General features: G+C 59.6%; 25 protein-coding genes. 12 read left to right on the top strand and 13 right to left on the bottom strand.

The features are described 5' to 3' along the window. The first annotated feature begins 30 nt into the window (after nt 1-30). The 6 genes from VWZ87_RS05880 (at nt 31) to phoB (ending at nt 6,320) form a co-directional block, all read left to right on the top strand. On the top strand, nt 31-1,086 hold the full coding sequence (locus VWZ87_RS05880; protein ID WP_340545576.1) for a substrate-binding domain-containing protein: 1,056 nt from the start codon (nt 31-33) through the stop codon (nt 1,084-1,086). A gap of 144 nt (nt 1,087-1,230) precedes the next feature. Next, complete coding sequence (gene pstC, locus VWZ87_RS05885) at nt 1,231-2,709, top strand: phosphate ABC transporter permease subunit PstC (RefSeq protein WP_416534936.1); 1,479 nt, start codon at nt 1,231-1,233, stop codon at nt 2,707-2,709. Further along, nucleotides 2,709-4,088: a phosphate ABC transporter permease PstA gene (pstA, locus tag VWZ87_RS05890; RefSeq protein WP_416534937.1), complete on the top strand. Its 1,380-nt coding sequence runs from the start codon at nt 2,709-2,711 to the stop codon at nt 4,086-4,088. Before pstC ends, pstA begins: the two co-directional genes overlap by 1 nt. Nucleotides 4,089-4,102: 14 nt before the next feature. Then, a complete protein-coding gene (gene pstB, locus VWZ87_RS05895; RefSeq protein ID WP_061049311.1) occupies nt 4,103-4,900 on the top strand; it encodes a phosphate ABC transporter ATP-binding protein PstB in 798 nt (265 codons plus the stop codon). A 17-nt stretch (nt 4,901-4,917) separates the two neighbouring features. Next, nucleotides 4,918-5,628 carry a phosphate signaling complex protein PhoU gene (phoU, locus tag VWZ87_RS05900; protein WP_061049310.1) on the top strand — a complete coding sequence of 237 codons (711 nt, stop codon included), beginning with the start codon at nt 4,918-4,920 and terminating at the stop codon, nt 5,626-5,628. 2 nt (nt 5,629-5,630) lie between these two features. Continuing rightward, a complete protein-coding gene (phoB, locus tag VWZ87_RS05905; protein ID WP_061049309.1) occupies nt 5,631-6,320 on the top strand; it encodes a phosphate regulon transcriptional regulator PhoB in 690 nt (229 codons plus the stop codon). Nucleotides 6,321-6,393: 73 nt separating this feature from the next. Here phoB and VWZ87_RS05910 read toward each other — a convergent pair whose 3' ends face one another. Next, nucleotides 6,394-7,305, bottom strand: a complete 912-nt coding sequence (locus VWZ87_RS05910) for a LysR substrate-binding domain-containing protein (RefSeq protein ID WP_061049308.1) — start codon at nt 7,303-7,305, stop codon at nt 6,394-6,396. 102 nt (nt 7,306-7,407) lie between these two features. On the opposite strand from VWZ87_RS05910, the gene VWZ87_RS05915 reads away from it, so the two are divergent. After that, a complete protein-coding gene (locus VWZ87_RS05915) occupies nt 7,408-8,628 on the top strand; it encodes an acyl-CoA dehydrogenase (protein ID WP_340545573.1) in 1,221 nt (406 codons plus the stop codon). Between the two features lie 750 nt (nt 8,629-9,378). Beyond that, nucleotides 9,379-10,155, top strand: a complete 777-nt coding sequence (locus VWZ87_RS05920) for an SDR family oxidoreductase (protein WP_416534973.1) — start codon at nt 9,379-9,381, stop codon at nt 10,153-10,155. Nucleotides 10,156-10,163: 8 nt separating this feature from the next. On the opposite strand, the gene VWZ87_RS05925 is transcribed toward VWZ87_RS05920, so the two are convergent. The 6 genes from VWZ87_RS05925 to VWZ87_RS05950 form a co-directional block, all read right to left on the bottom strand. Further along, nucleotides 10,164-11,030: an acyl-CoA thioesterase gene (locus VWZ87_RS05925; protein WP_340545571.1), complete on the bottom strand. Its 867-nt coding sequence runs from the start codon at nt 11,028-11,030 to the stop codon at nt 10,164-10,166. Between the two features lie 78 nt (nt 11,031-11,108). Continuing rightward, a complete protein-coding gene (locus tag VWZ87_RS05930) occupies nt 11,109-12,320 on the bottom strand; it encodes a serine hydrolase domain-containing protein (RefSeq protein WP_416534938.1) in 1,212 nt (403 codons plus the stop codon). A 31-nt stretch (nt 12,321-12,351) separates the two neighbouring features. After that, nucleotides 12,352-13,104: an enoyl-CoA hydratase/isomerase family protein gene (locus tag VWZ87_RS05935; RefSeq protein WP_416534939.1), complete on the bottom strand. Its 753-nt coding sequence runs from the start codon at nt 13,102-13,104 to the stop codon at nt 12,352-12,354. A 143-nt stretch (nt 13,105-13,247) separates the two neighbouring features. Beyond that, nucleotides 13,248-14,042, bottom strand: a complete 795-nt coding sequence (locus VWZ87_RS05940; RefSeq protein ID WP_340545568.1) for an IclR family transcriptional regulator — start codon at nt 14,040-14,042, stop codon at nt 13,248-13,250. Nucleotides 14,043-14,066: 24 nt separating this feature from the next. Then, nucleotides 14,067-15,056: a phosphotransferase family protein gene (locus VWZ87_RS05945; RefSeq protein WP_416534974.1), complete on the bottom strand. Its 990-nt coding sequence runs from the start codon at nt 15,054-15,056 to the stop codon at nt 14,067-14,069. Between the two features lie 92 nt (nt 15,057-15,148). Continuing rightward, a complete protein-coding gene (locus VWZ87_RS05950) occupies nt 15,149-16,171 on the bottom strand; it encodes an NAD(P)H-dependent flavin oxidoreductase (protein ID WP_340545567.1) in 1,023 nt (340 codons plus the stop codon). A gap of 164 nt (nt 16,172-16,335) precedes the next feature. Here VWZ87_RS05950 and VWZ87_RS05955 point away from each other — a divergent pair, with 164 nt between their 5' ends. The 3 genes from VWZ87_RS05955 to VWZ87_RS05965 all read left to right on the top strand — a co-directional run bounded on the left by VWZ87_RS05955 (nt 16,336) and on the right by VWZ87_RS05965 (nt 18,803). Beyond that, a complete protein-coding gene (locus VWZ87_RS05955; protein WP_416534940.1) occupies nt 16,336-17,337 on the top strand; it encodes an NADPH:quinone oxidoreductase family protein in 1,002 nt (333 codons plus the stop codon). A gap of 264 nt (nt 17,338-17,601) precedes the next feature. Then, a complete protein-coding gene (gene aroQ / locus VWZ87_RS05960; protein WP_340545565.1) occupies nt 17,602-18,051 on the top strand; it encodes a type II 3-dehydroquinate dehydratase in 450 nt (149 codons plus the stop codon). Then, nucleotides 18,048-18,803: a helix-turn-helix transcriptional regulator gene (locus VWZ87_RS05965; RefSeq protein ID WP_416534941.1), complete on the top strand. Its 756-nt coding sequence runs from the start codon at nt 18,048-18,050 to the stop codon at nt 18,801-18,803. The genes aroQ and VWZ87_RS05965 overlap by 4 nt, the downstream gene beginning before the upstream one ends. Before the next feature lie 493 nt (nt 18,804-19,296). On the opposite strand, the gene tsf is transcribed toward VWZ87_RS05965, so the two are convergent. From tsf to VWZ87_RS05990, 5 genes are all read right to left on the bottom strand, one after another. After that, nucleotides 19,297-20,172: a translation elongation factor Ts gene (gene tsf / locus VWZ87_RS05970; RefSeq protein WP_416534942.1), complete on the bottom strand. Its 876-nt coding sequence runs from the start codon at nt 20,170-20,172 to the stop codon at nt 19,297-19,299. A 79-nt stretch (nt 20,173-20,251) separates the two neighbouring features. Next, the gene (rpsB, locus tag VWZ87_RS05975; protein WP_340545562.1) at nt 20,252-21,025 is read right to left on the bottom strand and encodes a 30S ribosomal protein S2; all 774 of its coding nucleotides are present in this window, start codon (nt 21,023-21,025) and stop codon (nt 20,252-20,254) included. Nucleotides 21,026-21,214: 189 nt separating this feature from the next. Beyond that, entirely contained in the window at nt 21,215-22,060 is an 846-nt protein-coding gene (locus VWZ87_RS05980) for a lysophospholipid acyltransferase family protein (protein WP_416534943.1), read from the bottom strand. Next, nucleotides 22,057-22,818 carry a GNAT family N-acetyltransferase gene (locus VWZ87_RS05985; protein ID WP_340546318.1) on the bottom strand — a complete coding sequence of 254 codons (762 nt, stop codon included), beginning with the start codon at nt 22,816-22,818 and terminating at the stop codon, nt 22,057-22,059. The genes VWZ87_RS05980 and VWZ87_RS05985 overlap by 4 nt, the downstream gene beginning before the upstream one ends. A 105-nt stretch (nt 22,819-22,923) precedes the next feature. Beyond that, nucleotides 22,924-23,109, bottom strand: a complete 186-nt coding sequence (locus VWZ87_RS05990) for a DUF3553 domain-containing protein (RefSeq protein WP_061049281.1) — start codon at nt 23,107-23,109, stop codon at nt 22,924-22,926. A gap of 28 nt (nt 23,110-23,137) precedes the next feature. On the opposite strand from VWZ87_RS05990, the gene VWZ87_RS05995 reads away from it, so the two are divergent. Continuing rightward, entirely contained in the window at nt 23,138-23,734 is a 597-nt protein-coding gene (locus tag VWZ87_RS05995; protein ID WP_340545560.1) for a histidine phosphotransferase family protein, read from the top strand. A gap of 77 nt (nt 23,735-23,811) precedes the next feature. On the opposite strand, the gene VWZ87_RS06000 is transcribed toward VWZ87_RS05995, so the two are convergent. Next, nucleotides 23,812-25,077, bottom strand: a complete 1,266-nt coding sequence (locus VWZ87_RS06000; RefSeq protein ID WP_340545559.1) for a glutamate-5-semialdehyde dehydrogenase — start codon at nt 25,075-25,077, stop codon at nt 23,812-23,814. Nucleotides 25,078-25,133 lie beyond the last annotated feature (56 nt).

Consider the following 25,133-nt stretch of genomic DNA (forward strand, 5'->3'; position numbering starts at 1 on the left):
TCCTGAAAATTGACACCCAAGGAGACACAGATGTCCTTTGTGAAACTCACCGCATCCGCCCTGGCCATTTCGGCTGTTTCTGCCACTGCTGCGGCAGCGCGCGATCAGGTTCAGGTTGCCGGTTCTTCGACCGTTCTGCCCTATGCCTCCATCGTGGCCGAAGCCTTCGGCGAGAACTTCGACTTCCCGACACCGGTTGTCGAATCCGGTGGGTCCTCGGCTGGCCTCAAGCGGTTCTGCGAAGGTGTTGGTGAAAACACCATCGACGTGGCCAACGCATCGCGCCGCATCAAGGACAAGGAAATCAAGGCCTGCGCCGAAAACGGCGTGACCGACATCATCGAAGTTCAGATCGGCTATGACGGCATCGTGTTTGCCAATGACATCAAGGGCAACGCCTTTGAATACACGCCGACCGACTGGTTCCTGGCGCTCTCCGACGAAATCCTGGTTGATGGCAAAATGGTCGCCAACCCGAACAAGACCTGGGCCGACGTCAACAGCGCCTTCCCGGCACAGAACATCCAGGCCTTCATCCCCGGCACCAAGCACGGCACCCGTGAAGTCTTCGAAGACAAGGTGATCCTGGCGGGCTGTGAAGCCACCGGCGCATTCGAACACCTGCTGGCCCACGCCGAAGGCGACAGCGACAAGGCCAAGAAGAAAGCCGCCGAGAAAGCCTGCATCTCGCTGCGCACCGATGGTGTGTCGGTGGACATCGACGGCGACTACACCGAGACCCTGGCGCGGATTGAATCCAACAAGGACGGTATCGGTGTCTTTGGCCTGGCCTTCTACGAGAACAACACCGACAAGCTGCAGGTTGCCACCATGTCCGGCGTGGTTCCCACCACCGAGAGCATTGCCGAAGGGGAATACCCGGTATCGCGTCCGCTGTTCTTCTACGTGAAGAAAGCCCATATCGGCGTGATCCCCGGCCTGAAGGAATATGCTGAATTCTTCGTCGCCGATGAAGTTGCCGGTCCCGATGGCCCGCTGGCGGAATACGGTCTGGTTGCCGACCCCGAGCTGAGCAAGACACAAGCCGTGGTTTCCGAAGAAGAGGTCATGGGCGGCAATTCCTGATCGCTCGGCCAGAATGAGACAACGGGCCGGGGCATCTAGGGTTGCCCCGGCCCATTTCACGACCACCAAATGAAATACCCCTGCATGTCGGCGCGTCCGGCGCCGCAGGAGCGGAGTTTCCGCCCCACTCAAACGGAGTAGCTGATGCCGACAGTCTGGCTCGTTATTGCCCTGATCGCCCTTTCGGGGCTGGGCTTTGTGCTTGGGCGCAAGCGTGCGCTTGCTTCGGCCGGGGGCGACGCCAAGGCGTTGCATTCCCTGCCGGCCTACTATGGTCACAACGTGGCCTTCAGCGCGCTGGTGCCTGCCCTTGCCGTGTTGGCGATCTGGACATTGGTCCAGCCCATGGTGATCGAAAATCGCGTCTCGGCGATGATCCCCGCCGAGATGGTGCCGGAGAACTCCACTCTGGGTCTGGTGATGAGCGACGTGCGCCGTCTTGCCGACGGGCTGGATCAGGCGGTGGCGCAGGGGCTGCTCTCGCCGGATGAGGCGCGCAGCCTCGACAGCGGTGAAACGGATATTCGTGCCCGCCTCGGCGACATCGGCGTCGCCCTCGGGTCTGAAGTCCGCCCGGAGGTTCTGAGCGCGGCCCAGAGCTATCGCAGCCAGTCAAACAAAGGCCAGATCATCATGTCGGTGATCGTCGGTCTTCTGGCGATTGTCGGCTTTGCCTGGGCCTATGGCCGCACGCATAAGGATTTCCGCGCCCGCAATGTGGTGGAACAGGGGATCATGGCACTGCTGGTTCTGGCGGCCAGCCTCGCGATCCTGACCACGGTCGGTATCGTTTTCTCGATGCTGTTTGAGAGCATCAACTTCTTTGGCCTTCACGCCTGGTCAGATTTCTTCTTTGGCACCACATGGGCGCCGAATTTCCGCGGCGACAGCGATCTGTCGATCCTGCCGCTGCTGTGGGGCACGCTTTATATCTCTGCAATCGCCCTTGCTGTCGCAGTGCCTGTGGGCCTGTTTGCCGCCATCTACCTCTCAGAATACGCCGGCAGCACCACGCGCGCATTTGCAAAACCGCTGCTGGAAATCCTCGCAGGTATTCCGACCATCGTTTACGGCCTGTTTGCGCTGCTGACGGTTGGTCCGCTGCTGGTCAAGGTCTTTGGCCAGGGTGAGGATGGTCTGCTGGGCGTCGAATGGATGAGTGGTGCGACCTCGGTGCTGACCGCCGGACTGGTGATGGGCATCATGCTGATCCCCTTTGTCTCCTCGCTCTCTGACGACATTATCAACGCAGTGCCGCAGGCGATGCGTGATGGCTCGCTCGGGCTTGGCGCCACCAAATCGGAAACCATCCGCCAGGTGGTCCTGCCGGCGGCGCTGCCGGGCATCGTCGGCGCGGTGCTGCTGGCGGCCTCACGCGCCATTGGCGAGACGATGATCGTCGTGATGGGGGCAGGGGCGATTGCCAAGTTCTCGCTCAACCCGCTGGAATCAATGACCACGATCACCACCCGTATTGTCAGCCAGCTGACGGGTGATACGGATTTTGCCAGCCCCGAAACGCTGGTTGCCTTTGCCCTGGGGCTCACGCTGTTCGTGCTGACCCTCGGCCTGAATGTCCTGGCGCTCTATATCGTGCGCAAATACCGGGAGCAGTACGACTAATGACCGATATCAGCCAAAACACTCCGGGAAACACTCCTGGGCCAAACGCTGGTGCCGAACGGCGCCATGCAGGCTCGCTGTTGCAGCAATCGGATCGCACCCGCAAGCGCAACGCCGCCGAGCGCCGCTTTCGCGGCTATGGCATGGCCGCAATCGCGGTTGGCCTGCTGATGCTCGCTGTGCTGGTGTTCACCATCGTCAGCCGGGGCACCGGTGCCTTTCAACAGACTTTCATCACGCTTGAGGTGGAGCTGCTGGAAAGCAAGCTCGACAAATCCGGCACCCGTGATCTGGAGGCCATCAAGAAGGTGACCACCTTTGGCTACGCACCGCTGATCAAGAACGCGATGGAAACCAAGGTGGCCGAGCTTGGCATCCAAACCGGTCTCAAGCCCAAGGAACTGGCGGGCCTCCTGTCCAAGGACGCCGCCGCGCAGCTGCGCAGCTTTGTGCTGGCCAACCCCGACCAGATTGGCGAAACGGTTGTGTTCCGCTTCCTCGCCTCCAGCCGTGTCGACGGCTACCTCAAGGGCCGGGTCAGCCGCGACAGCATCGCCAATGACAAGAGCATTTCCTCCGAACAGCTGGATCTGGTCGATGCCTTGGTTGCGGCGGGGATCGTGGCCAAGACCTTTAACCTGGATTTCATCACCGGTGCGGATGCGTCTGACGCGCGCCCCGAAGCCGCGGGCATGGGGGTTGCGATGATGGGGTCGCTGTTCATGATGCTGGTGGTGCTCGCGCTGGCGCTGCCGATTGGCGTCGCCGCATCGATCTATCTTGAAGAATTTGCACCGAAGAACTGGCTCACCGACGTGATCGAGGTGAATATCTCGAACCTCGCGGCGGTGCCGTCCATCGTGTTCGGTATCCTCGGCCTTGCGGTGTTCATCAACTACATGCACCTGCCGATGTCGGCACCGCTGGTCGGCGGTCTGGTGCTGACGCTGATGACCCTGCCGACGGTGATCATCTCAACCCGCGCCGCATTGAAGGCTGTTCCGCCGTCGATCCGCGACGCGGCGCTGGGAGTGGGGGCCTCGCGGATGCAGGCGGTGTTCCACCATGTGCTGCCGCTGGCGGCACCGGGGATCCTCACCGGCACCATCATCGGGCTGGCGCAGGCCCTTGGCGAGACCGCACCGCTGCTGCTGATCGGCATGGTGGGCTTCATCGCCTCCAACGCGCCGGAAACCATTGCCGACGGCCTGCTGGCGCCGAATTCCGCCATGCCCGCGCAGATCTACGAATGGGCAAAACGTGCCGATCCGGCATTTTACGAACGCGCCTGGGGCGGTATCATCATCCTGTTGATCTTCCTCGTGACCATGAACACAGTGGCCGTGATCCTGCGCCGCCGCTTTGAACGCCGCTGGTAAGAGGGGCAGCCGAAATGAACCAGATGACTGCATTGGACAAAGACGTGCACACAGAAAAAACCAAGATCGCCGCCAAGAATGTGAATGTCTATTACGGCGAGGCCCACGCGATCAAGGACGTGAACGTCGAGATCGAAGACAACACCGTCACCGCCTTTATCGGTCCGTCGGGCTGCGGCAAATCCACGTTCCTGCGCTGCCTGAACCGGATGAACGACACCATCGACATCTGCCGCGTGACCGGTGATATCTCGATCGACGGCGAGGATATCTACGACAATCGCGTCGACCCTGTGCAGCTGCGCGCCAAGGTTGGCATGGTGTTCCAGAAGCCGAACCCGTTCCCCAAGTCGATCTACGACAATGTTGCCTATGGCCCGCGCATTCACGGCCTGGCCGCCAATAAGGCCGAGCTGGACGAGATCGTCGAGAAATCCCTGCGCCGTGGCGCCATCTGGGATGAGGTGAAGGATCGCCTGGACGCGCCTGGCACCGGTCTGTCCGGTGGCCAGCAGCAGCGCCTGTGCATTGCGCGCGCCGTCGCGACGGAGCCGGAAGTGCTCTTGATGGATGAGCCATGTTCGGCGCTGGACCCGATTGCAACCGCCCAGATCGAAGAGCTGATCGACGAGCTGCGCAACAGCTATTCGGTGGTGATCGTCACCCACTCGATGCAGCAGGCCGCGCGCGTCAGCCAGAAAACCGCCTTCTTCCACCTCGGCAACCTGGTGGAGTTTGGCGCGACTGGCCAGATCTTTACCAATCCCGAAGATCCCCGCACCGAAAGCTATATCACCGGCCGCATCGGCTGATCGTGAGGACCAAAGACATGCCAGAGCAACATATCGCATCCGCCTTCGACCGGGATCTGGAAGCCATTCAGGCGCAGATCATGAAAATGGGGGGCCTTGTCGAGGCCGCCATCATGGACGCCGCTCGTGCACTCGAAACCCGCGACGAGGAGCTCGCCCAGCAGGTGCGCAACGGCGACAAGGCCATCGACGGGCTGGAAGAGCTGATCAACGAAGAAGCCGCCCGCGTCATCGCCATCCGCGCGCCTGCTGCGGTCGATCTGCGGCTGGTGCTGTCGGTGATGAAAATCTCCGGCAATCTCGAACGTATCGGCGATTATGCCAAGAACATTGCCAAACGCACCGCCGTTCTGGCGCAGGGGCCCAGCGTCTCTGAGAGCGCCGCCGCCATGCGCCGTATGGCGCGCGAGGTCGAGCTGATGCTGAAGGACGCGCTGGATTCCTACATCCAGCGCGACGTGGAACTGGCGCAGGACGTGATCGCCCGCGACAAAGACGTCGATCAGATGTACAACGCGCTGTTCCGCGAATTCCTCACCTTCATGATGGAAGACCCGCGCAACATCACCCCCTGTATGCACCTGCATTTTATCGCCAAGAACGTCGAGCGCATGGGCGATCATGTCACCTCGATTGCCGAACAGGTGGTCTATCTGGTGACCGGCGACAAGCCCGAGGATGACCGGCAGAAAGCCGACACGACATCCTCTGTGCCGCAGGAGGTCTGACCATGGCTGCCGACCAACCCACCGTTCTGGTGGTCGAGGACGAATTGGCCCAACGCGAGGTTCTTTCCTATAATCTTGAGGCCGACGGGTTTCGTGTGCTGCGCGCCGAACATGGCGAAGAGGCGCTGCTGGTTGTCGAAGAGGACATGCCCGATATCATCGTGCTCGATTGGATGATGCCCAATCTCAGCGGCATCGAAGTCTGCCGTCGGCTGAAGTCGCGCCCCGAAACCCGGAACATTCCGATCATCATGCTGTCGGCCCGTTCGGAAGAGGTCGACAAGGTGCGCGGGCTGGAAACCGGCGCCGATGATTACGTGGTGAAGCCCTATTCGGTGATCGAACTGATGGCCCGCGTGCGCACGCAGTTGCGGCGGGTGCGCCCCTCGACCGTCGGGGTGCGGCTGGAATTTGACGATATCGTGCTGGACGCCGAGACTCATAAGGTCAGCCGGGCCGAGGCGCCCCTCAAACTTGGCCCGACCGAGTTTCGCCTGCTCTCCACCTTCATGGAGAAACCTGGCCGGGTCTGGAGCCGCGAGCAGCTCTTGGACCGGGTCTGGGGACGCGATATCTATGTCGATACACGCACCGTCGATGTCCATATCGGCCGGCTGCGCAAGGCGCTGACCCAACACGGCGGATCTGACCCGGTGCGGACGGTCCGTGGCGCGGGCTACGCGTTAGGGTAGCAATCTAACTACTTGAAAAATATGCGGCTTACGGGATTTCCCGGGGCCGCGCTTCGCTAATTGATCAGCCGATCTATCGCGGCAACGGGTCTTCCGGCTGCGCCTGACCTGCCAGCCAGTTACGGAACTTGATCAGGGCGGGATCCTTTGACCGGGCCTCTGGCCAGACCAGATAATAGGCGCCCTTGCTCTCGGTTGCTGTCGGGTAGAGCGCCACCAGACGGCCCGTTGCGAGATCCTGCTCCACCAGATAATCCGGCATCAAAGCCACCCCAAGCCCATGCAGTGCAGCCTGGGTAATGGTTGCGAATTGGTCATACATGGTACCGGATAATCCATCCTTCAACGCGATATCATGGGTCTCAAACCATTGCTGCCAGGCCTTTGGACGGGTCTGGATATGCAACAGGGGCAGGGCGGTGATATCTCCCGCGGTCTCGATCTGCCGACCGTTTAGAAGCTCCGGCGCGCAGACTGGCAACATCTGTTCGTGCTTCAGCAGCAGCGCGTCAGTTCCGGGCCAGTCAGCAGTGCCAAAATGTATCGCCGCATCAAAGCCTTCGCTGACAAAATTAAACGGTTCAAGCCGGGTCGACATATTGATGGTCACATCCGGGTGCAGCCGCGCGAATTCCGGCAGGCGCGGCATCAGCCAGCGCATCCCAAAGGCCGGCAGAATGGCCAGGTTGAGCGTGCCGGCCAGCGGCGCGGCCTGAACCCGCAACGTCGATTGCGCGATCTGATTGAGCGCCTGACGTATTTCGGCGGCGTAAGTCTGCGCTTCTGCCGAGAGCATGAGCCGCTTCTGGTCCCGCCGCACCAGATCCACGCCCAATTGTCGTTCCAGCGCCTGCAGTTGGCGGCTGACAGCGCCTTGCGTCAGAGCCAATTCATCCGCCGCGGCAGAGGCGCTGCCCAGACGGTCCAGCGCTTCTAGCGCGCGCAGCGCGGCAATTGAGGGGAGAAAGCGTCTCGGCGTGGCCATGTATGAGCTTTTGTAATGTTTGCTTGTGGTTCTGTCGCTGTCATTCCTCTTACCGCAAGGTTAAGGTCGGCGGCAAGTTTTGGATCAGGAAGGTGATGACAAATGACCGAAAAACCCGCATTGCGCGCCAAAGATGCCCCGGATCTCGGCCAGTTCAACTGGGAAGACCCGCTGCGTCTGGATGATCAGCTGGGCGAAGATGAACGCATGATCGCAGCTTCCGCGCGGTCGTATGCTCAGGAAAAACTTCAGCCTCGGGTTCTAAGTGCCTATGAAAACGAGGAAACCGATCCCGAGATCTTCCGCGAGATGGGCGAGATGGGTCTGCTCGGCACCACCATTCCGGAACAATACGGCGGCCTTGGTGCAGGCTATGTCTCCTACGGTCTGGTTGCACGCGAGGTCGAGCGCGTTGACAGCGGTTACCGCTCGATGATGTCGGTGCAAAGCTCGCTGGTGATGTATCCCATTTACGCATATGGCAGCGAAGAACAGCGCCAGAAATACCTGCCCAAACTCTCCTCCGGTGAGTGGATCGGTTGCTTTGGCCTGACCGAACCCGATGCGGGCTCGGATCCCGCCGGCATGAAAACCCGGGCCGAGAAAACCGATGGCGGGTATCGTTTGACCGGGTCCAAGATGTGGATTTCCAACGCGCCCATCGCCGATGTCTTTGTGGTCTGGGCCAAGTCCGAGGCCCACGGCGGCAAGATCCGCGGATTTGTTCTGGAAAAAGGCATGAAGGGGCTTTCGGCTCCCAAGATCGCCAACAAGGCGTCGCTGCGCGCGTCGATCACCGGCGAAATCGTCATGGATGGCGTCGAGGTCGGCGACGACGCGCTGCTGCCGCATGTCGAGGGGCTGAAAGGTCCGTTCGGTTGTCTGAACCGCGCGCGCTACGGCATCAGCTGGGGGGCGATGGGTGCGGCAGAGGCCTGCTGGCACGCCGCCCGTCAATACGGTCTGGATCGCAAGCAGTTTGGCCGCCCGCTGGCCAACACCCAGTTGTTCCAGCTGAAACTCGCCAATATGCAGACCGAAATCACCCTTGGGCTCCAGGCCTCATTGCGGGTTGGCCGCCTGATGGACGAAGCCAATGCAGCGCCTGAGATGATTTCCATCGTCAAGCGCAACAACTGCGGCAAGGCGCTTGAGATCGCCCGCAACGCCCGCGACATGCACGGCGGCAATGGCATCAGCCTCGAGTTCGGCGTCATCCGACATATGGTGAACCTCGAAACGGTGAATACCTATGAGGGCACACATGACGTCCACGCCCTGATCCTGGGCCGCGCCCAAACCGGTCTGCAGGCGTTTTTCTAAACAGATCGCATAACAAAACGTTTAAAAAGCGCATCGTTGTCTGACAACGGTGCGCTTTTTCGTTAACATCGTAAATCAGAGATGACTGGAGGCACGCGTTAATCAACGCCCAGACACTGATATTTCTGCAAGGCAGGTTTGCAAAAACGCAAATCATGGGCATCGCTTTATCCGCGCAAAGATTCTGACCGCTCTTTGCTGGACGAGCATCCCTCTGTCGCACGCCGAAAGGTTAAAGGGCAAGACGTGATAAATCCGGTCTTTCGTTGCAAAACACACGGCTCCGCGCGAGTGGGTTAACGCGTTCATGAAGCGGTGCAGTCCAGAGCGACCAGGCGGCTGCGCGCACCGAGATTTTTGCACAGGGGTGTTGCTATGGGTAATAACCGTCATCGACCTGCGCCGCTGCAAAACACCAATGCCAGATCGGGGCAAACCCGTCTGGCGGCGGGTTAATCCCATTGCTGGCATGCAAACCCGGGCCAGCGCAACCTCAGATGGCCAGGCCAATCCTACAAAGCGTCCATGAAGTTCCGCATGTTGGCAGGCGCAAATCTGCCAGATGGATCAACTTCCATGAACAAGCGGTAAAATCAGAATACCCGTGGTGTACGACGGGTGGTAGGACCGACACATATTACCTGTAATCAGTATTATGTATAATTTATATGATGCAGCGTCACTGTTGCAGGCTTGGCCGCAACATCGAACAGTTGCACAGCATATGTTCCAACGACAGCTGAGGCCCAAATGGATTTGCAAGGCAAAACGATTGTTATCACAGGCGCCGCCACAGGTATCGGGCGGGCTTTGGCGCTGACGATCGCCAAGCACGGCCCACGGCACATCATCTGTGCCGATATTGATGGCGCCAGTGCCCAGCATACCGCCGATGATGTTGGTGGCAGCGCCTTTGCCGTGGACGTCGGATCAGACCAGGCCATGGCGCAGATGATCGAGGCGATCGAGCGCGATATCGGCCCGATTGATGTTTTCTGTTCGAACGCCGGAATTCTCAGGATCGGCGGCCTGGAGACCTCCCTTGCGGATTGGCAGCGCAGCTGGGATGTAAACGTAATGGCGCATGTTTCCGCCGCCCAGCATCTCGTGCCACGTATGCTCGAACGTGGCGGCGGTTATTTCCTGAATGTCGCCTCGGCGGCCGGCTTGCTGAACCAGATCGGCGCCGCCAGCTACGGGGTTACCAAACATGCCGCCGTTGGGTTTTCAGAATGGCTGGCGATCACCCATGGCGACCAAGGGATCGGTGTTTCCGTCGTTTGTCCGCAAGCGGTGAAAACTGCCATGACCGAAGGATTGGAACATAGCGCTGCGGCTGTAGACGGTATGATCACCGCCGAGGACGTCGCAAAGATCTGCGTAGAAGCCATTGAGAACGAAACATTTCTCGTGCTTCCACACCCAACGGTGGCAAGCTACATCCAGGCCAAGGCCGCCGATACTGGACGCTGGATTACCGGTATGCAGCGGTTGCGCGACAAGTTCGACGCCCCGAACTCAGAATAATGGCTGCATCAGGATTTGGCGATGGGCCGCATCAGACCTTCCTGAGCGACGCTCGCCACCAAACGGCCATCCTGCGTGAAGATAGATCCGCGATTGAAGCCGCGGCCGCCTCCGGCAAAGGGCGAATCCATCGTATAGAGATGCCAGTCGTCGAATTTCACCGGTCCATGGAACCACATCGCGTGATCGAGACTGGCCGTCATCGCCTGTCCCTTTACAAAACTCAGACCATGCGGACGCAGCGCCGAGCCCAGCAAGCCATAGTCAGAGACATAGGCCATCAGCACATGTTGCAGCTGCGGGCTGGCGTCCTTGGCGGCTTTCATCCTGACCCACATATGGTTGATATCACTACATTTACCGGGATTGATCGGATCGCGCGGCTCAACATCGCGGATTTCGAACGGGCGTTCTCGGGAAAATTCTACGCGCAGTCGGCCATCCAGCGTTTCGGCTAGCTCACGTAGCAACACGTCACGAGATACCAGCGCATCGGGGGCCTTTACCTCCGGGATCTCATGCTGATGTTCCCAGCCCGGTTCATCAATGTGAAAGGACGCCGCGAGATTCAGGATCTGCTTGCCATTCTGCAAGGCGGTGACCCGCCGGGTGGTAAAGCTGCCGCCATCCCGCGCCGGATCCACCGCGTAAATCACCGGCTTTGACGGATCGCCCGGACGGATGAAATATGCGTGCAGCGAATGGCACAGACGATCCGGGACTGTCGCATAAGCGGCCATCAGAGCCTGAGCGATAACCTGACCACCGTAAATCCGGGTCGGCGTCTCACCACCGGATCCAATTCCGCGATAGAGGTTGCGGTCCAGTTCCTCAAGATCGAGGAGATTGAGCAAAATTTCAGCTGCGTCAGGCATTTGTTACGTCCTGTTGATCTTTGCGCGGGTCATCGGCTGTGCGTCACCCTGCCCTCATGGCGTGGCCGACAGGCAGGATTAGCCCGTTATCGCTCCGTGAACCAGCGCCTTTAGCTCCGCGCGTGCCGGATAGGAGCTGGATGGTGCCAGCTGAGTAAAAAACACGACACTCATATCCAGCAGCGGGTCAACCCAGAAGAACGTCGACGCCATACCGCCCCAGCTGAAATCGCCCACCGATCCCGGACATCGCGCCCGCGCCGGATCAAGCACAACAGCGCCGCCCAGACCAAAGCCCATCCCCTCCATCGGCTGTTCCGCAAAGCTCTGCGGTCCCATCGACGCAATATCGCCTGGAAGGTGGTTTTGACACATGAAATCAACAATTTGTGGACTGATCAGATGGTGTTTCCCCAACCGCCCACGCAACCGGATCAACTCCGCAAAGCGCATATAGTCGTCAATCGTACTGAGCAGGCCGCCGCCGCCCGAGTGCATCTCGGCCCGGTCAAACGGCGTATCGACGTAGCAATCAATCAGCCGCAGGCTTTCGTCTCCCTGCTCTGCACCATTCAAACCCATGGCATCGCCACTCAGCGGAGAATATAATGAAGCCAGACGGTTACCGGCTTCCGCTAAGGTGTGAAATGCGGTTTGATCCATGCCAAGCGGGTCAAATATCTCACGCTTGAGGAACGCCGCAAGGCTGTCACCGGTTACAACCTCAATCACCCGGCCAATCACGTCAATGCCAACCGAGTATTCCCAGCGTTTTCCGGGTTCAAAAGCAAGCGGGAGCGAGGCCAGTTCCGTGACCTTCGTCGCAAGAAGCCCCTGATCCGGTTTGAACATCAGATCTGTTTTCGACATTTCTTCTGCCAGCAAGCCCGGATTGAACGGGTAGCTCAATCCGCTGGTATGGGTCAGCAGCTCATGCAGCGTGGGCGCGCGGCAGGGCTGTGTCTGGTCAATATCGGTCGCGCCCTCAATAAGACAGTGCATATCAATGAATTCAGGAAGAAATTCCGACACCGGCGCATCCAGATGTAACAGGCCGCGTTCCAGCAGCAGCATCAATGCAAGCGAGGTGACCGGTTTCGTCATCGAATAGATCCGTGTCACCGTATCGCGGGTGAATGGCAGACCTTCGGCGATATTGCGATGACCAACCGCGTAGAAATAGCATTCTTCGCCGCCGCGGTTGATCAGCAGCGAACTGCCGGCATATTTGCGGTGATCGACATAGCGATGCTGCCATCTTCTGATGTTTTCTAGCCGCGCGGCATCCATGGGGGCTCCTGTCGTCAGATATCGGTAAGGTTCAGCCGATGAGCCTGGTCATCGCTGGCACGGTTTCACTGGTAAACCACGGCGTATCATCCGATTCCACTGCCATCGCCGCCTTGATCCTGGCGATCGTCTCGCCTCGGAGCTGCTGCTTGATCGCGCCGTAGGTTCCGGCGGGCAAGTCCGCCAGTGTCCGTGCTTCCTTCAGTGCGTATCCGAGCAGATCTTCGGCATCATCGGCAATGATATCAACGATATCAAAGTTGCGGGCTGCGATTGGCCCAATGGTCTGCCCGGTCAGCATCAAACGCCGCTGAATATTGGGGCTGAGGGTTGCCCGGGCGATCTCCAGCGGCGCCACGGGAAAATCCACCCCGGCCTGCACTTCTGCAAGACCAAACTTGGATTTAACCAGGGCTACACGCACATCACTGCAAAGGACAAAGAACAATCCACCGGCAATCGCCGCACCATTAACAGCCGCAACCACCGGCTTGGGACAGGCGTAAAGCGCGAGGAACGCCTCGTTCAGCCCATCCACGGCAGCCCGCTGACCTGCGAGATCGAAATCCTTCGCGGCTTTCAGATCGAGGCCTGCCGAGAACACCTTGAACGCGCTGGTCAACAGGATCGCACGGACGGAAGGGTCCTCTCCGAATTCTTTGATTACATTGGCAAAATCCATCAGAAATTCGGGCGACAACGCATTGACCGGGGCCCGTGATAGTTTGAGTTCGACAACCCCGTCCCCATGTGACTGCCGGAACAACCAGTCGCTCTGTGTCATCTCTGCCTCTTCCCTTTGGGCTGGCGATCTGCTGCCAGCTGTTTGCGATATCATGCGTGGTTTGCCGACTGAGGTCGAGTATTTTGACCTACGTAAAACCACGCATAAAGCTATATCGCCCCCGCTTTGGCAAAGGGTTACCGCTAGGGGCGCATACTTAAGGTTTCGGCAGCAGAAATCAGCTGATCGGCGTAGCGCTGTTCCAGAACGGCACGGCTTACGTGAAAAGACGGTCCACCGACATTCAGCCCGTAGACCCGTGTCCCGTTCAGCGAGACAACCGGCACCGCGATACCGTTCACATCCTCGCGCCAATCGCCATAGCCGGTGCAAAAGCCCCGTGCCGCATATTCCTCCTGCGCGCGACCCAGACAATCCTGCCGCGCCTGTTTTCCCTCAGGGTCAAGCGCGTCGGCGATCTTCAGGCTCTCCGTCCGCTGATCGGGTGACATGCCGGCCAGAATGGCGCGGCCAACGGCCGAGAAAAACAACGGCAGACGCATCCCGACATGTGCCGCAAGCGAGACATCCTCGCGCGAGCGATGCACCGCGATATAGATGACGTCAGCATGATGTGCTTCGCCTAATGCGCTGGTAATATAGGAATTTTCTCCATTCCTCAGATCCCGCAGGATTTGCGAGGCACGGTCGCTGATATCCATTCCCGCCAGCACGCCATAACCCAGACGCAGAACCCCTGCCCCCAACCGATACGTCCCCGACTGCGGATCCTGCACGAGGTAGCCCAATTGGCACAGGGTATAGGTCAGCCGCGATACGGTCGGCTTTGGCAGGCCTGTGCGGTCGGCCAGATCAGTGTTGGTCAGCTCCAGCTCATTGCGCCGAAACGCACGCAGCACATCCAGCCCCCGCGCCAAGGCGGTGACAAAATTGCGGTCTTTCTCCGCATCCGCTGACGCTGTGTGGTTGCTGTCCATGCCCTGTCCCCTTGGCCGCTTGGCCTAGTCAAAACTACGCGTCAACGCGGCGAGCCCGGCGCGCGCAAACTCCGGCACAAATGCGCCCAGTCGCGCTGCATGTTCGGGGTTTGACGCATTGCCATCAAGCCCTCTTTTGCGCACACCCTGCAGGATCGCAGCCATCCGAAAGAAGCTGAAGGAGAGATAATAGCCAAAGTTATCAACTCCGGGCAAATCTCTGCGTTTACAATAGCTTGCAATAAAGGATTTATCTGATGGCAGACCAAGCTCGCGCCGGTCAAGCCCGGCCAGTCCGCGCCCCTCGCGGCCCGGTGGCATCTGCCACTGCATGATGACCCCGGCGAGATCTGCATAGGGGTGGCCGATCGTCGACAGCTCCCAGTCGAGCACCGCACGACAGTTGGTTCCCTCTGCAGCAAAGATCATATTGTCGATGCGGTAATCACCGTGCACCAATCCGCGCTGCCCATCATCCGCAGGCATCTGCGCATCCAGCGCGGCGATCAGATCATCCATTTCGGTAATGGTTTCAACCTCGCTGGCGCGATACTGCTTGCTCCACCGCGCCAGCTGACGCGTGAAGTAATTGCCCTCGGGCCCGTAGTCGGACAGACCGACAGCGGTGACATCAACCCCGTGTAGCGCCGCCAGAACGCGGCTCATTTCATCCATCACCGCGCCACGCTCGGTCGGCGACAGATCCGGCAGTGACGGATCTGAGAAATTCCGCCCAACCACATGTTCCATCAAGTAAAAAGACGATCCGATGACGCTATCATCCTCGCAGAGATGATGCATCATGGCGACCGGCACTTCGGTGTTGCGCAAGGCGGTCTGAACACGAAACTCACGCTCGACCGCATGGGCAGATTTCAGCAGCACACCGGGTGGTTTACGCCGCAGCACATATTGCCCCACATCGGTCGACACCAGATAGGTGGGATTGGACTGGCCGTTCTGGAATTTGCGGGCTGTGATCGGCCCGTCAAAGCCCGGCAGCCGTCCGCGCATGTAATGCTCGATAGCGCGCAAATCCAGCGCCGCTGCGCCTTGTTCACGATCAGAGCCGCTGCGGTCTTTGCCGTTTGAACTGCCGCGTCCCATTATACGTCTCCGATTGTGGTAAACTCTGCCGCCAGCGCTCTGCCCGCGGCCTCGTAATCGGCGGCGATCTCCGCAACCAATGTGGCGACCGGCTGCACCTCTGTGACCGCCCCGATACCTTGACCGGATCCCCAGATCTCCTTCCAGGCCTTGGGCTTGGATGACCCACCGGCGAAATTCATCGCCGTCGCATCGGCGCTGGCCAGATTGTCGGGATCAAGCCCCGCCTTTTGAATGGAACCACGCAGGTAGTTACCAGAAACACCTGTAAACAATGAGGAATAGACGATATCATCGGCACTGCTGTCGACGATCATCTGCTTGTACGCCTGCTGCGCATTGGCTTCCTCAGTGGCGATAAAAGGTGACCCGGCATAGCCGAAATCGGCCCCCAGCGCCCGGGCCGCCAGCAGAGAGCGGCCATTGGCGATTGCTCCCGACAGCGCAAGGGGGCCGTGAAACCAGCTGCGGATTTCGCTGATCAGCGCCAGCGGCGACAGCTGCCCGGCATGGCCGCCTGCCCCGGCGGCAACCGCGATCAGACCATCTGCGCCCTTCTCGATGGCCTTATGGGCAAAGCGATTGTTGATCACATCATGCAGCACGATGCCGCCGCAATCGTGAGCCACCTCATTCACCTCCGGTCGCGCCCCCAGTGATGTGATCCACAGCGGCACCTTCCAGCGATGACAGATCTCAAGATCACGCTCCAGCCTGGTATTTGACCGGTGAACAATCTGATTGACCGCAAAGGGTGCCGCCGGATGATCCGGGTTGTCCTGGTTATGGCGGTCCAGCGCCTCGGTGATCTGTTTCAACCAGGCTTGCAGAAGCGGCGGCTCGCCCTCAGCCTCACGCGCGTTCAGCGCCGGGAAGGATCCAACGATTCCGGCCTTGCATTGGGCAATGACGAGGTCGGGTACGGATATGATGAACAGCGGCGCGCCAATCAACGGCAGCCCAAGCCCCTGCAGGGCTTTGGGCATAGGCTGCCCACCCTGGGTGAGGTAATTTTTCTTCATTTCCAGCCCCTTATCCAGCAGAATTCAGGCCGCTTTCCGGTTGGAAAACAGATCGTTTGCAGAGCAGAATTGCATTTCGCAAATTCATTGACAACGCAAGATCTGCACAGAAGACTTGACGTCACACCGGCCAGGGTTCGGCCACCATGACAGGATAATCACTCATGCATGCGATGCTCTCCACCGCTCCAGGCGGCCCCGAAACCCTGCAGTGGAGCGCACAGGACGATCCCGTCCCCGGCCCCAGGGATGTGCTTGTGGCGATCCATGCCGCCAGCGTGAACTATCCTGATACTCTGATGATACAGGATCTCTATCAGATCAAACCACCGCGTCCCTTTGCACCGGGCGGTGAAATCGCGGGCGAGGTTATCGCCCTTGGCAAGGACGTCGATAATCTGAACATCGGCGACCGGGTTCTGGCGCTGACGGGATATGGCGGGTTTGCCACCCATATCTGCGTCCCTGCCGCCAGCGCCATCAAGATTCCCGATCAGATGCCCTATCTCGATGCGGCTGGTTTTGTCTTTACCTACGGCACATCTCATCACGCGTTGAAAGAACGGGCCCAGCTGCAACCGGGAGAGACCGTGCTGGTGCTGGGCGCCGCTGGCGGGGTTGGCTCTGCCGCAATCGAACTCGCCAAGGCCGCAGGGGCGCGTGTCATCGCTGCGGTGTCCTCCGCCGAGAAGGCGGCCTTCTGCGAGGAGATCGGCGCGGATGCGACGGTGATCTACGGCCATGCGCCCGACAAGGAGGACCAGATTGCCTTTGGAAAGAACCTCAAGGCGATGGCGGGGAAAACCGGGATCGATGTGGTCTATGATGCGGTCGGCGGCCCCTATGCCGAACCGGCGCTTCGCGCGATGGCCTGGCAGGGCCGCTATCTGGTTGTCGGTTTTGCCGCCGGCATCGCGAAAATGCCGATGAACCTGCCGCTCCTGAAAGGATGCCAGATCGTCGGCGTATTCTGGGGCGCCGCCGTTCAGCGGGCGCCAGAGCAGCATCGCACCAATGTCGGTGAGTTGTTTGAGCTCTATTGCAAAGGTGACATTCGACCGCGCATCCACGCGCAGTATCCGATGACCGAAGCCGCTGCTGCCCTGACAGAAATGCAAAACAGAAGCGTTCTGGGCAAGATCATCCTGACAAACACGCCAGATTGACACTGCTCGTCTAGAAGACAACGTTAGCGATAGCTCGCTTGCATATTATTCTAAAATATATATCAATATGAGCGAATTACGGCGGAGCAACCGCAGCGCTGACGGGCCGGCCAACCGATCCTGCGCCTGTCACTTGGGCCAGCCAACGACGCGCCGGCAGGGCTGGAGACTGGCGACCATCCCGGCGAGCCCGCACCACGGCAAATGTCCTCTATTGGGCGGAAGACGGGCAATCGGGACATCACAGAGTTATTGGATATCGACATGCACAACATCCTGGTTTTGAACGGCCCCAACCTGAACCTGTTGGGAACGCGCCAGCCTGAGGTTTACGGGCATGAAACGCTGGCGATGGTTGAACAACGCTGCATCGACCATGGCGCGTCACTTGGGCTTTCGGTGACGTGCGAGCAGTCCAATCACGAAGGCGCACTGCTTGATGCGCTGCACGGGGCCCGCGGCAGCTACGCCGGGATCATCCTCAATGCAGGCGCCTATACCCATACCTCCATCGCGCTGATGGATGCGATTTTTTCCATCGCCCTGCCGGTGGTTGAAGTTCACCTGTCAAACATCCATGCACGCGAGGAATTTCGCCATCGCTCCTATATCGCGCGCGCCGCGCTTGGACAGATCTGCGGATTTGGGTCACAGGGCTATCTGATGGCACTTGATGCGCTCAACAGCCATTTGAATCAGGAAAAACCGGGATGAAGCTGCGTGCCTACATAGACTTTCTATGCGGGGCGCGGACGCTTGAGGAGCTTTGGCTGGAACACGTCAAACAGATGCAGGCCTTTCGTTTTGACCGGCTTATCTACGGCTATACGCGTCACAAGACCAAAACCTCGCTCGGTGACCCCGAAGATTTCGTGATCCTGTCCAATCACTGCACCGAATACGTGAAAGGCTTCGTAAACTCCGGCCTCTATTTCGACGCGCCGATGTTGCAATGGGCGCTGAACAACGAAGGGGCCGGCAGCTGGCGCATGGTGCAGGAGCAGATGGCAAATCAATGCCTGACACCACAGGCGCAGAAAGTGATCGATTTCAATACGGCTATGGGGGTAAAGGCGGGCTACACCGTCAGCTTCTATTCGGCCTCTCAGCGGTTCAAGGGCGCGATATCTTTGGCGGCGGAGGAAACCCTCAGCCAGGATGAGGTCGATGAGATCTGGGCAACGCATGGGCATGATATCGTTCTGATGAACAATGTCGCGCATCTGAAGATCCTCACGATGCCTTATGACCCCCCAAACCGCAGCCTGACAAAACGCCAGAGAGAAGCGTTGGAATGGGTTGGTGACGGCAAGACCACTCAGGATATAGCGGTTCTTATGGGGCTGACGCCTGCGACCGTCGAAAAACACCTGCGCCTGGCACGCGAGGCACTGGCCGTTGAGACAACAGCCCATGCGGTACTCAAAGCGGCACTTCACAACCAGATGTATATTATGGAGAACTGATAATCCCTATAATATATCTTGGATATTACAGCTGATATTCAGAGAGTTTCTTCCAATTTTCGCAATCTATCTGCAATTGGGTATGGAATTCATTACTTCCCCAATAGGCGAACTACAGGCACACTTACCATGTTCCGTGAGTGGGGCTTTGGCCTGGGACGGCGCAGGGCATGACCCTTGGGATTGCAAGGCTCTCTAACCTGTCCGGTAGCTGCGCGTATTGTTCCGCGCCAGCGCCGGGATATTCTGAGGGGCTTGTTGCGGCCATTCGATGTCTTTCCTGACATGGGCGCGCGACAGGCCCCTCACCCTCTTCCGACGGTATGACTGCCAATATGATATGTGCCATGGGCTTTGCCATCTGGGCGCTGCTGACGCGCCCTGCCCCTGATCGCCGCGCCTCTCACATTGCATTGTCGCAAAGGAAAAGGCCGACGAAACGCGTTCGTCGGCCTTTAATTGTCTTACGGTCGGGCGTTAGCCCGCGTCGGGCTTAGCCCTGGGCTGCCTTGGCAACCTCAGCTGCGAAGTCTTCTTTTTCGACTTCGATGCCTTCGCCGACTTCCAGACGCACGAAACCGGTGATGGTGGCGCCTGCTTCCTTGGCCGCTTCTTCAACGGTCAGGTCAGGGTTCACAACGAACTGCTGGTTCAGCAGGGTCGATTCTGCCACGAATTTCTTCATGCGGCCGACGATCATCTTCTCGATCACCTGCTCCGGCTTGCCGGATTCGCGGGCGATGTCCATCTGGACCTGCTTTTCTTTCTCAACAACAGAGGCGTCCAGCTCCGCTTCGCTCAGCGCGGCGGGGTTCACAGCTGCGATGTGCATCGCAACCTGCTTGCCGATTGCTTCGTCGCCGCCGTTCATGGCAACCAATACGCCGATCTTGCCCATGCCTGCGGTCGCAGCGTTGTGCACATAGGAAACAACGGTTTCACCTTCGAGGGAGGCCATACGGCGCACGGCCATGTTCTCACCGATGGTGGCGATCTTGTCGGTCAGGGTTTCGGCAACGGTTTTGCCGCCCATGTCCGCTGCCAGCAGCGCGTCGACATCGGCTGCGTTCACTGCGGTCTTGGCAATGCCGGACACCATTTCCTGGAACTCGGCGTTTTTGCCGACAAAGTCGGTTTCCGAGTTCACTTCGACGGCAACACCTTTGTTGCCTTCGACGACCACGGCGACCAGGCCTTCTGCGGCGGTACGGCCGGATTTCTTGGCCGCTTTTGCCAGACCCTTGGTGCGCAGCCAGTCAACGGCGGCTTCCATGTCGCCATTGGTTTCGGTCAGCGCCTTCTTGGCGTCCATCATGCCTGCGCCGGTGCTGTCGCGCAGTTCCTTAACCATGGATGCAGTAATTGCCATCTTAGGCTCTCCTCAATTCAAAAACGGATATGGGGCAGGTGATAGCCTGCCCCGCATGTCAACTCCGTGACAGGACGGATCAGGCGTCAGCGGCGGCGTCTTCAGCAACGGCTTCTTCTGCCGGTGCCTCTTCCAGGGCGCCAAGATCAACGCCTGCGGCGCCGAGCTGTGCGGACATGCCGTCCAGAGCAGCGCGGGCAACCAGATCGCAGTAGAGCGCGATGGCGCGGGCCGCGTCGTCGTTGCCGGGGATGATGTAGTCAACACCATCGGGCGAGCAGTTGGTGTCGACGATGGCCACAACCGGGATACCCAGCTTGTTGGCTTCGGCGATGGCCAGCGCTTCTTTTTTCACGTCGATGACGAACAGCAGGTCAGGAACGCCACCCATCTCGCGGATACCACCGAGCGAGGCTTCCAGCTTCAGCTGGTCACGCTCCATACCCAGACGCTCTTTCTTGGTCAGGCCTTCGGCGCCGGACGCCATTTTCTCGTCGATTTCCTTCAGGCGGTTGATCGACTGGGAAACGGTTTTCCAGTTGGTCAGCGTGCCACCGAGCCAGCGGTGGTTCATGAAGTACTGAGCGGATTTCTCAGCTGCGTCTGCGATCGGCTGAGCCGCCTGACGCTTGGTGCCGACGAACAGGATCCGGCCGCCCTTGGCGACGGTGTCGCGGACAGCGTTCAGCGCTGCGTCCAGCATGGGAACGGTCTGGGTCAGGTCCAGAATGTGGATGCCGTTGCGTGCGCCATAGATGAAGGGCGACATGCGCGGGTTCCAGCGCTGGGTTTGGTGACCAAAGTGTACGCCTGCCTCAAGCAGCTGACGCATGGAGAACTCGGGAAGAGCCATGTATCTTTATCCTTTTCCGGTTTCGTGCCTCGGCGGGGGTCTCAGAGCGGATGCTCCAACCGGCGGTCTGCCAGGGATGTCTCCCCCGGTCAGGCCAATCCCCACCTGCGGATTGAATGGCGCGCGTATATGCCAGCGCTGAAGGATGCGCAAGGGCAAAAGATATATCCGCGCCCTGCCCCGGCCATTTCAGCGCGCGCCCTGCCCAACGCGCTGCCAAAGCGCGGTATGTCCGGCGCTGACCTCGGCTTCGCAGGCGGTCGCAAGGGCCTTGCGATCGGCGAAATCGGACACCCGCAGCGGAGTATGATAGTGCAGCACCACCTCGCCCTGACGCAGCGACGCCATTGTTTTCAGCAGATGTGAGCCGAAATCCATGTCTCCCCACCAACCATAAAACCGCGGATCCTCTCCATTTGGCGGGTAGAACACCACCGAAACCGGCTGGATCGAGATCATATCGCGCAGCTCGGGGTGAAAGAACGCCGCAAAAAGCGTTGTCTTGAACGGCAGCACACGCAGCCCGTCGGTCGATGTCCCTTCGGGAAAGAACAGCAGCTTGTGCCCCAGCAGCAGGCGCTGCTGGAACAATGCCGTCTGTTGGCGCGCTTCCCTTGCGTCGCGTTTGATGAACACCGTGCCCGTGGCCCGTGCCAGCCAGCCAATACCCGGCCATGAGGCAACCTCCGCCTTGGAGACGAAATAGATCCGCTTGCGGGCGTTCAGAGCAAAAATATCCAGCCATGACGTATGGTTGGCGACCACTGCGCCGCGTTGCGTCATCAATGAACCTTCGGTGCGGAACCCGATGCCCAGAATACGAAAGGCATTGCGGCAGACACATTGCGTGATGAACGGCGTCACCGGCCGGCTGAGACCACAAAGCGGCCGTTCGATCAGGCGCACCAGCAGCAGCACCAGCAAGCCGCCAAAGACCAGCGTGCCCAGACATAGGCCGCGACCGAGGATCAACACCCATCCAATGGCGCTGATCTTGATCGGAGGCGGCGCGTCCTCTCCCTCCCAGGTGGTCATGGCTCGCTGCGCCCTGCCTCGTAGATCCGTCGCTGACGCGCGTTCATGCGCGCCGTGTCCAGCACAAGACAGATATCGGTGGTGTTGAAATCATGGTCGATATAGGCGCCATCGCCCACGCAGCCGCCAAGCCGCAGGTAGGCCTTGATCAGCGCCGGCGTGTCCAGCATGGCGCGGCGACGGTCCAGATCGCCTGCCGGGATCAGGTCCATGGATTGGTAGCTGCGCGAAACCGGCCGCAGATCTTCCGGCGCGAGATGGTTGTGGTGCAGCGATGACAGCGCATTGGCCAGCGGCGCAACCTCCGTCCCATGAAAACTGGCAACACCAAACAGCACCTCGATCTCATGCTCGGCCACATAGGCTGACAGCGCGGACCAAAGGTGAAACATCGCGGTTCCGCCCCGATAATCCGGGTGCAGGCAGGAACGCCCCAATTCCAAAAGCTTACGACCCGAAGCTCTCAGTTTAGAGAGGTCATATTCATCCTCGGAATAGAATTGCCCGGCCAAAAGCGCCTGATCGCCACGCAGCACCCGGTAGACGCCAACCACCGCATCGCGCGTCTGGTCCCAGAGCAACAGATGGTCGAAAAACGCATCGAAACGATCCTGCTCCAGCCCTGCCTCGTGATCCACCAGCGCGCCGCCCCCGCCAAGCTCACTGACAAAAACGTCGTATCTGAGCGCCTGCGCCGCGCGTAAATCCGCCGATGTCTGTGCCAGTTTGACCTGAAATGCAGGAGAACTGCCGCCCATGAGCTTGCTCATCAATGGTTTGCCTTGCGTGCAGCTAGCCTATAAGGCACGGCATGTGCAAGTTTCGTTCAAATTGGTGAACAGGCGTTAACCGTTCATCAACGCTTATGACGGATCAAAGACTGGAATAAGGGCCACCTGCGCGCTGTTGAACACCACCTTGCCCTGATCGGGAAAGTTAACGGTGATCTTGCCGGCGGCGTTGGACTGGACCTGCCCCGTCCCCCATTCCGGGTGGTTGGGGTGGGTCACGAACATGCCAGGGGCAAGTATAGCGTTGAGGTCGTTCATGCGTGATGGCCCACTTCGGAGGAAAGATATGTCAGTAGATAACGCTAATCTCGCGGCTTTGATAGGGTCGCGTATCTGTCATGACCTGATCAGCCCGATCGGCGCGATCAATAACGGGCTCGAACTGCTTGGAATGTCTGGGGATATGTCCGGCCCCGAGCTGGAGCTGATCTCCGACAGCGTGGCCAATGCCAATGCCCGTATCCGGTTCTTCCGGATTGCCTTTGGCGCAGCCAGCGAACAGCAGATCAGCCGCGCCGAAGTGGTGTCGGTCCTGGAAGACATCGGCAAGGGCGGGCGGCTGAAATATCAATGGGCGCCGCAGGAGGCCTCGAGCAGGACCGAGGTGCGTCTCGCCTTTCTTGCCGCTTTGTGCCTCGAAACCGGCCTACCCTATGGCGGCACGGTCAAGATCCTCTGCGCGGATGGCAAATGGACCGTCATCGGCGAAGGCAGCAAGCTGAATATCGACGATGATCTGTGGGCGCGGGTCAGCGGCGGCACCTCTTCGGCAACAGTGACCCCGGCGCTGGTCCAATTCGCCATGCTGCCCGAAGCGGCGAAGGATCTGGGGCGCACCGTGCGCGTGGAACAGACATTGGAGCGGGTGACGATCCACTTCTAACCCGCATCAGGCGACCGAAATATAAAAGCGCTGCAATCACTTGCAGCGCTTTTTTTATGTCAGATGGGTTGGTGCTGTCAGCTGCGGACCGCACCGTTCCCGCGCACCAGATATTTGAAGCTGGTCAGCTGCGCCGCGCCCACGGGGCCGCGCGCGTGCATCTTCCCGGTTGCAATACCGATCTCGGCCCCCATGCCAAATTCACCACCATCCGCAAACTGGGTTGAGGCATTGTGCATCAGGATCGCGCTGTCCAGCTCAGCAAAGAACTGCGCAACGGCGCCGTCATCCTCGGTGATGATACAATCGGTGTGCTGCGAATGATGCGCGCGGATATGGGCGATGGCCGCGTCCAGATCCTGGACCTGTCTGGCGGCAATGATCGCATCCAGATATTCGCAGCCCCAATCGGCTTCGGTTGCCTCTGTCATGCCATCCGGGCCCGGCAGACCAGCCTCGGCGCGGATTTCCACACCGGCGGCGGCCAGCGCGGTCAGCACGTCGCGCCCAATCGTATCCGCGATATCCCGGTGGATGAGCAAGCATTCCGCAGCGCCACAGATGCCAGTGCGGCGCGTCTTGGCATTCAGCACGATCTCCAGCGCCTTTTGCGGATCTGCAGCCTTGTCGAGGTAAATATGCACGATCCCCTCCAAATGCGCAAAGACCGGCACCCGGGCCTCGCGCTGGACAAGACCGACCAACCCCTTGCCACCACGCGGAACAATCACATCGACCGTATCGGTCATCGTCAGCAGCTCCTGCACCGCTGCACGGTCGCGCGTCGGGACCAGCTGGACCGCATCCTCCGGCAGATCGGCGCTGCGCAGACCCGCAACAAGGCAGGCGTGGATGGCCTGGCTCGAGTGAAAACTTTCCGAGCCACCGCGCAGGATCACCGCATTCCCCGACTTCAGGCAGAGCGCGCCGGCATCGGCGGTGACATTCGGGCGGCTTTCGTAGATGACACCGATCACGCCAAGCGGTGTGCGAACACGCTGGATCTGAAGCCCAGAGGGTTGCGACCATTCCGCCAGCACTTCTCCCACCGGATCGGCCTGCGCTGCGACCGCCCGCAGACCGGAGACAATTCCGGCAATCCGGTCTTCATCCAGCGCCAGCCGGTCCATCATCGCAGGCGAAAGCCCCTTGGTGCGGCCGAAATCGAGATCCTTGGCATTGGCGGACAATATCTCTGCCCGCTTGTCCCAAACCGCATCAGCAGCGGCATTCAGCGCGGCGGTTTTGCATTCGGCACTGGCAACAGCCAGTTTTGCGGCGGCTTGCTTTGCACGTTTGCCGATGTCAGCCATCAGCGCAGCAATATCTTGCGTCTCATTCATCACTGGAAACCTTTTGTGGACCCACTTTGACACATCTGGTGGTCAGGCGGGGTCAG

The organism is Phaeobacter sp. JH20_37, assembly GCF_048056015.1.
GTDB classification, from domain to species: Bacteria; Pseudomonadota; Alphaproteobacteria; order Rhodobacterales; family Rhodobacteraceae; genus Phaeobacter; species Phaeobacter bryozoorum.

Bases quoted from the DNA above. Each gene is read 5' to 3' on its own strand.
- VWZ87_RS05880 (WP_340545576.1), top strand. From the start codon at position 31: ATGTCCTTTGTGAAACTCACCGCATCCGCCCTGGCCATTTCGGCTGTT.
- pstC (WP_416534936.1), top strand. From the start codon at position 1,231: ATGCCGACAGTCTGGCTCGTTATTGCCCTGATCGCCCTTTCGGGGCTG.
- pstA (WP_416534937.1), top strand. From the start codon at position 2,709: ATGACCGATATCAGCCAAAACACTCCGGGAAACACTCCTGGGCCAAAC.
- pstB (WP_061049311.1), top strand. From the start codon at position 4,103: ATGAACCAGATGACTGCATTGGACAAAGACGTGCACACAGAAAAAACC.
- phoU (WP_061049310.1), top strand. From the start codon at position 4,918: ATGCCAGAGCAACATATCGCATCCGCCTTCGACCGGGATCTGGAAGCC.
- phoB (WP_061049309.1), top strand. From the start codon at position 5,631: ATGGCTGCCGACCAACCCACCGTTCTGGTGGTCGAGGACGAATTGGCC.
- VWZ87_RS05910 (WP_061049308.1), bottom strand. From the start codon at position 7,305: ATGGCCACGCCGAGACGCTTTCTCCCCTCAATTGCCGCGCTGCGCGCG.
- VWZ87_RS05915 (WP_340545573.1), top strand. From the start codon at position 7,408: ATGACCGAAAAACCCGCATTGCGCGCCAAAGATGCCCCGGATCTCGGC.
- VWZ87_RS05920 (WP_416534973.1), top strand. From the start codon at position 9,379: ATGGATTTGCAAGGCAAAACGATTGTTATCACAGGCGCCGCCACAGGT.
- VWZ87_RS05925 (WP_340545571.1), bottom strand. From the start codon at position 11,030: ATGCCTGACGCAGCTGAAATTTTGCTCAATCTCCTCGATCTTGAGGAA.
- VWZ87_RS05930 (WP_416534938.1), bottom strand. From the start codon at position 12,320: ATGGATGCCGCGCGGCTAGAAAACATCAGAAGATGGCAGCATCGCTAT.
- VWZ87_RS05935 (WP_416534939.1), bottom strand. From the start codon at position 13,104: ATGACACAGAGCGACTGGTTGTTCCGGCAGTCACATGGGGACGGGGTT.
- VWZ87_RS05940 (WP_340545568.1), bottom strand. From the start codon at position 14,042: ATGGACAGCAACCACACAGCGTCAGCGGATGCGGAGAAAGACCGCAAT.
- VWZ87_RS05945 (WP_416534974.1), bottom strand. From the start codon at position 15,056: ATGCGCGGACGGCTGCCGGGCTTTGACGGGCCGATCACAGCCCGCAAA.
- VWZ87_RS05950 (WP_340545567.1), bottom strand. From the start codon at position 16,171: ATGAAGAAAAATTACCTCACCCAGGGTGGGCAGCCTATGCCCAAAGCC.
- VWZ87_RS05955 (WP_416534940.1), top strand. From the start codon at position 16,336: ATGCATGCGATGCTCTCCACCGCTCCAGGCGGCCCCGAAACCCTGCAG.
- aroQ (WP_340545565.1), top strand. From the start codon at position 17,602: ATGCACAACATCCTGGTTTTGAACGGCCCCAACCTGAACCTGTTGGGA.
- VWZ87_RS05965 (WP_416534941.1), top strand. From the start codon at position 18,048: ATGAAGCTGCGTGCCTACATAGACTTTCTATGCGGGGCGCGGACGCTT.
- tsf (WP_416534942.1), bottom strand. From the start codon at position 20,172: ATGGCAATTACTGCATCCATGGTTAAGGAACTGCGCGACAGCACCGGC.
- rpsB (WP_340545562.1), bottom strand. From the start codon at position 21,025: ATGGCTCTTCCCGAGTTCTCCATGCGTCAGCTGCTTGAGGCAGGCGTA.
- VWZ87_RS05980 (WP_416534943.1), bottom strand. From the start codon at position 22,060: ATGACCACCTGGGAGGGAGAGGACGCGCCGCCTCCGATCAAGATCAGC.
- VWZ87_RS05985 (WP_340546318.1), bottom strand. From the start codon at position 22,818: ATGGGCGGCAGTTCTCCTGCATTTCAGGTCAAACTGGCACAGACATCG.
- VWZ87_RS05990 (WP_061049281.1), bottom strand. From the start codon at position 23,109: ATGAACGACCTCAACGCTATACTTGCCCCTGGCATGTTCGTGACCCAC.
- VWZ87_RS05995 (WP_340545560.1), top strand. From the start codon at position 23,138: ATGTCAGTAGATAACGCTAATCTCGCGGCTTTGATAGGGTCGCGTATC.
- VWZ87_RS06000 (WP_340545559.1), bottom strand. From the start codon at position 25,077: ATGAATGAGACGCAAGATATTGCTGCGCTGATGGCTGACATCGGCAAA.